The sequence below is a fragment of the Longimicrobium sp. genome, assembly GCF_036387355.1.
GTDB lineage: Bacteria > Gemmatimonadota > Gemmatimonadetes > Longimicrobiales > Longimicrobiaceae > Longimicrobium.
Genome location: NZ_DASVTX010000342.1, coordinates 1 through 8,872, shown reverse-complemented (window position 1 = coordinate 8,872; position 8,872 = coordinate 1). Strand labels below are relative to the sequence as shown.

Below are 8,872 nucleotides of genomic sequence, written 5' to 3'. Positions count from 1 at the left end.
TCTTCACCAGGTCGATGCGCGCCGCTCCGGTCTCCGCCCGCGCCCGGTCCAGGATCTCCGGCAGCGTGAGCGTCTGCACCCGCACGGACGACGGCGGCGCGGTCTCCCGCACGGGATGGATGCCGCGCGACGGGGCGGGGTGCTCGGGATCGGCGTCCATCCACCGCTCCCCCGCGCTGGCCGCCACCCCGAAGTTGCACGCCGTCACGCGGCCCATCAGCCGCTCCCGGCCCACGTTTGCCGCCAGCCGCGGGAACTGCTCCGGATGCGGCTCGATCGACAGTACCCGCGCGGACGGGGCGACGGACGCCGCGTAGAGGGAAAACGCGCCGAAGTTGGCGCCCAGGTCCACGATGCACCGCGCGTCCGGCGGAACGCGGTACTCGCGGCGGCAGAACACCACCCACGCCGTGGCCGCGTCGTGCCAGTCGCGCAGTTCCACGTCCACCCAGCCGGCGCGGTCGCGCAGGCGGTGCGGGTACGCGGGCGCGCCCAGGCGCAGGTACGCGCGGGCGAACGCGGACGGCGCGCGAAACGCAGTGAAGCAGCGCGCCAGTTCCAGCGCGCGGGCGGGATGGGCCACGCGGGCCCAGCGGGAAAGCATCGGCCGGTCGGGTTCTTGTAACGGGTGAGCGGACAGTGTACTACGGACGGCGCCCGGGGGCGAGTCCGCGGGCCAGCGGAGGGGAGCACAGGGTGGGGGAATCGGGAATCGAACTGTCCGTCATCATCGCCACGCACAACAACCTGCCCACGCTGCAGAAGGCGCTGGCGAGCTGGGCGCGTTTTGCCGCGGACCAGCCGGTGGAGCTGCTGGTGGTGGAGGACGGCTGTACGGACGGCACGCGCGAGTACCTGGAGGGCCTCATCCGCGACGGGTGGAAAGGCCCGCCCCTGCGCGTGCTGCACGAGAACGACGCGCACGAGCTGGTCTGCACCAACCGCGGCCTGGCGGAGGCGCGCGGCAGCCTGGCGCTGAGCTGGCACGACGACATGTTCATCCTGCAGCCGTGGTTCGTCCCCGAGCTGCTGGCCACCTTTCGCGCCTACCCCGACGTGGGGCTGCTGGCGCTGAGCCGCGGCCTCGTCTTTTCCCCCGTGGACGAGCCGGTGCGCACCTGGGACGACACGGTGGACTGGCGGCGGATGCGCAGCACCGTGGGCCCGGCGCCGCTCAACTGGGCGCGGCTGTACGAGGTGGACGGGGTGATGCGCCCCTGGGTGGTCCGCCGCGCCTGCGTGGACAGGGTGGGGCCGCTGGACCCCGCGTTCCGCCCGACGGAGTGGGACGAAAGCGACCTCTGCTTCCGCATCCGCGAGGCGGGGTGGCGCGTGGCCACGCACGGATTTGAGCGCGACGGCGCCTACGTGCACCAGCTGAGCACCACGTACGGGCGCACGCCCTCCGCCCGCCGGCAGGAGATCGGGTTCCGCAACGGCTCGCTGTTTTACCAGCGGTGGACGGACGCCATCCGCCGCGGCCACGCGCGCAGGCGCAAGACGTGGCTGCGGCGCGCGACGGCGGTGGGGTGGGCGTCCACGCTGCGGCAGGTGGCGCGCTTTGCGGCGGGGCGGCGGGACGCGCCGTGAACCGCACCCGCCGCGCGGGGATCGCCGCCTTCTTTGGATACCTGCAGTTCGGGCTGGCCCTGGCCTCCGGAGTCCTCGTCGTCCCCTTCGTTCTGGCGAAGGTGGGCGGCGAGGCGTACGGCGTGTGGCTTGGGTTCGGCGAGCTGGTGGCGTATTCGGCGATGGCGGACCTGGGCGTGCTGGGCGTGCTCCCCTGGCTGATGGCAGAGGCGGACGGCCGCGGCGACCGCGACGAGCTTCGCGGCCTCGTGAGCGCCGGGATGGGCGCGGCGGTGCTGGCCGCCGTCGTGTTCGCGGCCCTCGCGCTGGGGCTGCTGGCGCTGGCGCCGGGGATCACGGGGGTGAGCCCCGGGCAGCACCGCGAGGTCATCGGCCCGCTGATGTGGCTGGTGGCGGGGATGGCGGCCGCCTACCCGGTGCGCGTCTTTCACGCGGTGCTGACGGGGTTGCAGGACGTCACCTTTCTGGGGTCGATGGGGATCGCGCAGGCGGCGCTGAACGTGGCACTGATGATCGGGATGCTGGCCGGGGGGATGGGGCTGTACGCGCTCGCCGCCGCGGCGACGATCCCCACGCTGGCGGTGGCGACGGCGAGCCTTGTGCGCGTGGCGCGCATTGCGCCGGACCTGCTGCGCGGGTGGCGGCTTCCGTCGCGGCGCATGTTGGGAATGCTGACGGGGCAGGGGATCGGGTCGTGGACGGCGGGGCTGGGATGGCGGATGATCAGCGCCACCAGCAACCTCGTGATCCTTGCGACCGCGGGCCCGGCCGCCGCCGTGGCCTACGCGCTGACCGCGCGCCTGGGCGACGTGCTGACGCAGATGAGCTGGCAGCTTCCGGACGCGGGGCTGGTGGGGCTGGCGCAGCTGCGCGGGACGGGGAACGGCGAGCGGGTGAACGCCGTGGTGGTGGCGCTGTTCCGGCTGACGCTGCTGGGGGCGGGCGCCGTGGCGTGCGCGGTGCTGGCCTTCAACCCCGCGTTCGTGGCGCTGTGGGTGGGCGCGGACCAGTTTGCCGGGCTGGGGACCAACGCGCTGCTGGCGGGCGGCGTGCTGGCGCTGTCGCTGAGCCACGCGCTGTTCGTGACGGCGTCCACGCTGGGCGCGCGGGTGCAGATCGGCGCCGCGTCGCTGGCGCAGGGCGCGGTGCACCTGGGCGCGGCGATTCTGCTGGGCCGCGCGTTCGGGGTGATCGGCGTGGCCGCGGCGGCGGTGGTGAGCACGGCGGTGGTGGCGTACCCGGCGGGCGTGTACTGGCTGCACCGCGGGACGGGGATGTCGCATGGGGAACTGTGGCGGCGCGCGCTGGGCCCGTGGTTCGCCCGTGCGGCGCTGCTGCTGATGCTGGGCGCCGCGACGGGGATCGTGGGATGGCGCTCGTCGCCGCTCTGGCTCCCGCTGGCCGCCGCCCCGCTTCTCGGGGCGCTGTATCTGTGGTGGATGCGGCCGCTGTACGACGGCCTGCCGCTCCCGGCGCGCATCCGCCCCGTCCTCATGCGCCTGCGCCTGCTCCCGGAGCAGGGCGGCGCCGGCGTGCCGCTGCCGTGACGCCAAGCGGACGCGCGCCGCCGAAGAAAGCCCGTCGGAACACCCCCTTACGCGACCGGAGCAGGCCGCCGCCCACCCGCGGCGTGCCTCACCACGAAACACCGGCATGGGATGTAGCCCGCCATGCGCCGCTCCTGCCGGGTTCTGCGCGTTTGCTCAACTCGCCGTGTCGAGCCGCCGCCCCTTGGCGGAGTGCGTCCATCAACCGTGACAGGGCACGCGGACACCCGTGAGCCGCGGGACACGCACCGCGGCCGTGTCCGTCGTGACATCCACGACGTCGTGGACAAACTGGCGCATGCCGGCCAGGGTGTCGCCCCGGATGCGGAAGACGTCCACCACCGCGCCCAATCCGGCGCTCGTCACCATCTCCACCGAATCCGGCGGAGAGAATCGCCACATCGGGGGGGGAGCGAAGGCGTCGAGGGGATCGTGGCCGGCCGAGCGCGACATCCTCTCCATCGCACCCCATCCCTCCGCTCCCCCGTGCCGCCTCCCGGCCGGAGCCGCCGCGCGCAGCCGCGTCGTGTAGGCGAACCGTGCGGTGCGTTCGCCGCCCTCAATCCGCCAGCAGCCGATGACGGATTCGCGCGTGTAGGTTCGGGTCGCACGCGCACCGGCGCGGCACGGCCGCGCACGGGCGATCGCACCCTCATTCGCTCGTGTCGGAAACAGACAGGCGGCCCAGCCCGGCAGGTTGGTCCCCCGCACGTGAAGCGGCTTGGTGATGTCCACCATGCGCACCACCTGCCGCTCCCGCTCGGCCGTGCGCCGCGCGCGCGCCGCCGTCCCGCTGATGGACGCGAGCAGGAGCACGGTGGCGGCCAGCCGCAGAGTGATCCGCGCGCAGCGTCCGCCCGTTGCACTCACTCGCCGCCGCTCCGTGCTGATCCCGCGTGCGGCCGGGGCGCAAAGTTGACGCGGCGGCGTTCGCGCAGGCGTCCGTCGTCCAGCGTGCCTTCCACCATCTCGTACCCCATCAGCGCGAAGATGCGGCCGCGGAGAAAGATGGGGCGCGCGTTGCCGTACCAGTCGGCGCACGAGGCGACGCACGCGTCGTCAACGGCCTTGCGCGCGTCCGCGGCCAACTCGCCCAGTTCGCGAAATTCCCGGTTCGCATTGCGGAGAAAGAGGATGGACGCGGAGCCCTCCGTCAACTGCGAGACGCCCGGTTCTCCCGCGCCGCGGATCGGAAGCCCCAGCAGCCCGGAATCATCCCCGTCCGGGCGGTAGAAGAAGCCGTGGCTGCGCGTCTCGCCCTGCGCCGCGTTCCGCCGCGTGTAGCGCTGCGCAATGGACGGCACCAGGGCCAGGCGGATCCCCGTAAAGTGCAGGTCGCGCTCATCCGCCCCCGCGATCACCGCGTCACGCCCCAGGACCTCGATGCGGTCCACCGGATGCGTGAGCCCGAGCGCCGTCGCCCGCCCATCCGTGATCCGCACCACCTGCACGACGTGGCCTCCCCTCCCGCCGGCCGGCGCGCCCCATCCGCCTCCGTCGCCGTACAGCAGGTGGCTGCCCACAAAGCGGTTGCGCGTCACGCCCGTGTTTGCCGGCGCGGGGAGCGGGCGATAGCGCCACGACGCAACCGGCTGACGCCCATCACCAAACGAGGAGAGGGGGACGCGCAGCAGTGCCAGCGACGTTCTGCCGCGCTGCGAGTTCCACATGCCGTCTCCCGCGCCCACGTCCGATACGACCACGTTCAGCATCCCGTCCTGCTCCAGGAACGAGAACTGGTCGATGGGGCTGCCGCGCACCCCCAGCGCCCGCGGCGCCGAGCCGTCCAGCGGCAGGCGGTACAGCACGGAGCGCCGCACGGGCCCCCACCGTCCATCGTTGCCGCCCGCCCACACGTACACCGCCGTCGGCGACACGTAGAACACACGTCCCTCGGGCCCCACGACGGCGGTGGACTGGCACCGGACCGGCGAAGCGGCGAACTCGCACGTGGTCACGGTGTGCAGGGTGGCGTCGTCACCCGGATCGACACCGGGAGCGCGGTAGATGCGCGTGGCGGCAAGCGTGCGGCGGAACTCGTCGTCATCGCCGCCCGCGCGCCAGCGGCGCATGGCGGGCATCCAGTCCTCCAGCTTCGGGCCAAGCTCGACGGGAACGGGAGAGTAGACGATCAGCCGCGTGCCGATCAGCCGGCTCGCGTAATTCTCCGAGGAATAGTAGTCGCTGGAGCGCAGGGTGTACGTGTCGCGGTGCCGCAGCCGGCCGTTCGCGCCGATGCGGAACAGTCCCAGTTCCGTTCCGTCTCCCGTGTAGCCGATGACGATGATCTGATCGCCGGAGATCAGCATTTCATCGTACCAGCCGTCCCCTCCGCCGGGCCGGTACGCGTCCACGGCATCCACGGGCCGCAGCGAGTCTCCGCCGATCGCGAGGGTGAACAGGCGGCCGCGGCGCAGCACCACGAGATGATTACCGTGCACCTTTACGATGCCGCCCTCGTCTACCCCCGCCTGCTGGTTGTTGGTGATCCCCTCGGCGCGGTCCGCGGACGCGTAGCCCGCGGCGCTCACCGACGCCCCGGTGACCACCACGTCGTTCAGCGACAGCGCCTGCTCGCACATCTTGAATTCGACGCGCACCGAGTCGCCCGCGGACAGTGTCGTTTCCGCGGCGGGGGCCGCATAGCCGATGGCACCGACGCCGACGGAAACCGCGCCCCAGCCCAGGTGCGCGGCCGGGACCTGAATGCGGAAGCTTCCGTCCGCGCCGGTCGCCACTCGCAGCCCGGACGGAGACAGGGTGACGACGGCATTGACGATCGGCTGGTTGCCCCCGTTCACAACCGTGCCGGTGATCACGGCCGCGTCCCCGGCGGGCGCCATCCGCCCTCGGGTGACGTTCGGCGTGGAGGCGCAGGCGGGCTGCGCCGGGGCCTGCGCGGCGATCTGCGCCCGGCGTGCGGCTTCAGCGCGCTCCTGCAGCTCCCGCAGGTACCGCGTCAGTTCCGCGTCGGAGCGGAACGGGGTGAGCCCGCCCTCCTGCGCGGCGGCCGGGAGCGCGACGCAGAGCGCCGCGAGCAAGGACAGGAATCTGAGCGGCTTCATCGGTCGGGCGGCGGTGTGGGGTGACGGTCCGTATCCATCAACGCATGAGCCACGGTGCGTCCGGACAGGCGGACAGAAACTGAGGCGCGCGGTCAGAGTACGGCCGCCGCCGCGGCGCGCCCCGCCGCGCGGCCGCTGAAGATGCAGCCGCCCAGAAAGGTGCCTTCCAGCGCGCGGTAGCCGTGCATGCCGCCTCCGCCAAAGCCGGCCACCTCGCCCGCGGCGTACAGGCCGGGGATGGGCTGGCCGTCCACGCCCAGGACGCGCGCGGACAGGTCCGTCTCCAGCCCGCCCAGTGTCTTGCGCGTCAGGATGTTCAATCGGACGGCGATCAGCGGCCCGGCGGCGGGGTCCAGCAGCCGGTGCGGCCTGGCGACGCGCACCAGCTTGTCGCCCAGGTAGTTGCGCGCGCCGCGGATGGCGGTGATCTGCGCGTCCTTGCCGAACGGGTTGTCCAGCTGCCCGTCGCGCGCGGCGATCACCCGCTCCAGCGCCGCGGCGTCGATCAGCGGCTCCGGCGTGAGCGCGTTCATCCCGCGAACCAGGTCGGGCAGGTTCTTCTCCACCACGAAGTCCACGCCCTTGCGCTTGAACGCCTCCACGGGCGCGGGCGCGCCGGGAAGCACCCGGCCCAGCGTCATCCGCACGCTGCGGCCGGTGAGGTCGGGGTTCTGCTCGCTGCCGGAAAGCGCGAACTCCTTTTCGATGATGCGCTGCGTCAGCACGAACCAGGTGTAGTCGTAGCCCGTGCTGACGATGTGCTCCAGCGTGCCCAGCGTGTCGAATCCGGGAAAGAGCGGCACCGGCAGACGCTTTCCGGTAGCGTCGATCCACAGCGACGACGGGCCGGGAAGGATGCGGATGCCGTGCAGGGGCCAGATGGGGTCCCAGTTCTGGATCCCCTCCGTGTAGTGCCACATGCGGTCGCGGTTCACGATGCGCCCTCCGGCGGATTCGGTGATGGCCAGCATGCGGCCGTCCACGTGGTGCGGCACGCCGGAAAGCATGCGCGCGGGCGGCGTTCCCATGCGAGCCGGCCAGTTCTTTCGCACCAGGTCGTGGTTGCCGCCGATACCGCCGGAGGTCACGATCACGCTCTGCGCGCGCAGCGTGAACGCGCCCACCTCCACGCGCGAGCTGGGGGCGCCGCGCGGGGCGTCGCTGGGCTCCAGCACCTGCCCATGCACGCCGTCCACCGTGCCGTTGGTCACCGACAGACCGTCCACGCGGTGGCGGAAGCGGAAGGTGAGGCGGCCTTCCTTTTCCGCCTGCCGCGCGCGCTGGATGAAGGGGTCGACGACGGCCGGCCCGGTGCCCCAGGTGACGTGAAAGCGGGGGACGGAGTTGCCGTGGCCAATGGCGCCGTACCCGCCGCGCTCCGCCCAGCCCACGACGGGAAAGAAGCGGATGCCGCGCTCGTGCAGCCACGACCGTTTTTCGCCCGCGGCGAAGTCTACGTAGGCCTCGGCCCAGCGGCGCGGCCACGCATCTTCGTCGCGGTCAAAGCCGGCGGTGCCCATCCAGTCGCGCAGGGCCAGTTCGCGCGAATCGCGGATCCGCATGCGCCGCTGCTCCGGCGAGTCCACCAGGAACAGTCCGCCGAACGACCAGAACGCCTGGCCGCCGAGCGTGGCTTCGGGCTCCTGGTCCACCACGATCACCCGCTTGCCGGCCCCGGTGAGCTCGGCCGCGGCCACGAGGCCGGCCAGCCCGGCGCCTACGATGATGACGTCCGCGTCCTGGGTCATGAGTGCGGAAGGAGGTTGGTGTTGGGTGGATCGTGGTGCGGATGGAATGCTCACAAACTGCATGCGCCGGGGGAGGGCCGGCAATGCACTCCTCCCCTGCAGCGCGCCGAAGGGAAGACCTGTCTGCCGATCACTCGGGAGCGTGAGTGTCCTCCTGAAGGAGCCCACATCGGCGCCGGGGCGTCATTCTGAAGGAGCGTGCGCCGCGCTTTCCCCGGTGCCGCGTTCATGCGCGACTGAAGAATCCCGGACCGAAGCATCCGCCGCGCCGCGGGCCGGCGCGGCGCGCTCCAGCCTCTCCCGCCGCACCCGCAGCCTCCGAGCGCGGCGCGCAGCCGGGCGTGCATGGGATGCGGTGGCGCGGGATTCTTCGGTCGGGCCAGAGTTCGGTGTGACGGACGGTGCGGCGAGGCGCCTCGCTCAGAATGACACCCGGACTCCGAGGCGGGTGAGGAATACCGGCGCGGCTGATGTGAGGAATCGCGGTGCGCCTGGCGCCATCGCGCGCCGGTCGCCCCGCCGGCGCCGCCTGCGGCGGCACCTCCGCCCCACCGGTGTCCTGCCGCCCACCTCGGCGCTGGGGCGTCATTCTGAAGGAGCGTGCGCCGCGCTTTCCCCGGCACCGCGTTCATGCGCGACTGAAGAATCCCGGGCCGAAACGTCCGCCGCGTCGCGGATCGGCGCGGCGTGCTCCATCCCCTCTCGCGGCACCCGCAGCGTCCGAGCGCGGCGCGCAGCCGGGCGTGCATCGGATGCGGTGGCGCGGGATTCTTCGGTCGGCGCCGGAGTTCGGTGTGACGGACGGTGCGGCGAGGCGCCTCGCTCAGAATGACACCCGGACTCCGAGGCGGGTGAGGAATACCGGCGCGGCTGATGTGAGGAATCGCGGTGCGCCTGGCGCCATCGCGCGCCGGTCGCCCCG

5 protein-coding genes and 1 pseudogene are annotated in these 8,872 nt (G+C 72.6%); 2 read left to right on the top strand and 4 right to left on the bottom strand.

Annotated elements, in window-relative coordinates:
- Positions 1-604: FkbM family methyltransferase (locus tag VF665_RS15040; protein ID WP_331054259.1), on the bottom strand; the 604-nt coding region annotated here is incomplete at its 3' end.
- A gap of 92 nt (positions 605-696) precedes the next feature.
- Here VF665_RS15040 and VF665_RS15035 point away from each other — a divergent pair.
- Both VF665_RS15035 and VF665_RS15030 read left to right on the top strand, forming a co-directional pair.
- Positions 697-1,590 (top strand): glycosyltransferase family 2 protein, encoded by an 894-nt coding sequence (locus VF665_RS15035; protein ID WP_331054258.1) that lies wholly within the window; start codon positions 697-699, stop codon positions 1,588-1,590.
- Positions 1,587-3,137 carry a hypothetical protein gene (locus VF665_RS15030; RefSeq protein WP_331054257.1) on the top strand — a complete coding sequence of 517 codons (1,551 nt, stop codon included), beginning with the start codon at positions 1,587-1,589 and terminating at the stop codon, positions 3,135-3,137. Before VF665_RS15035 ends, VF665_RS15030 begins: the two co-directional genes overlap by 4 nt.
- Before the next feature lie 201 nt (positions 3,138-3,338).
- Here VF665_RS15030 and VF665_RS15025 read toward each other — a convergent pair whose 3' ends face one another.
- The 3 genes and pseudogenes from VF665_RS15025 to VF665_RS15015 form a co-directional block, all read right to left on the bottom strand.
- Positions 3,339-3,953: a hypothetical protein gene (locus tag VF665_RS15025; RefSeq protein ID WP_331054256.1), complete on the bottom strand. Its 615-nt coding sequence runs from the start codon at positions 3,951-3,953 to the stop codon at positions 3,339-3,341.
- Between the two features lie 851 nt (positions 3,954-4,804).
- A pseudogene (locus VF665_RS26005) lies at positions 4,805-5,980 on the bottom strand (beta-propeller domain-containing protein); the annotation flags it as partial.
- Between the two features lie 314 nt (positions 5,981-6,294).
- Complete coding sequence (locus VF665_RS15015) at positions 6,295-7,950, bottom strand: FAD-binding dehydrogenase (protein WP_331054254.1); 1,656 nt, start codon at positions 7,948-7,950, stop codon at positions 6,295-6,297.
- Between the last annotated feature and the right edge of the window lie 922 nt (positions 7,951-8,872).

Bases quoted from the DNA above. Each gene is read 5' to 3' on its own strand.
- VF665_RS15015 (WP_331054254.1), bottom strand. From the start codon at position 7,950: ATGACCCAGGACGCGGACGTCATCATCGTAGGCGCCGGGCTGGCCGGC.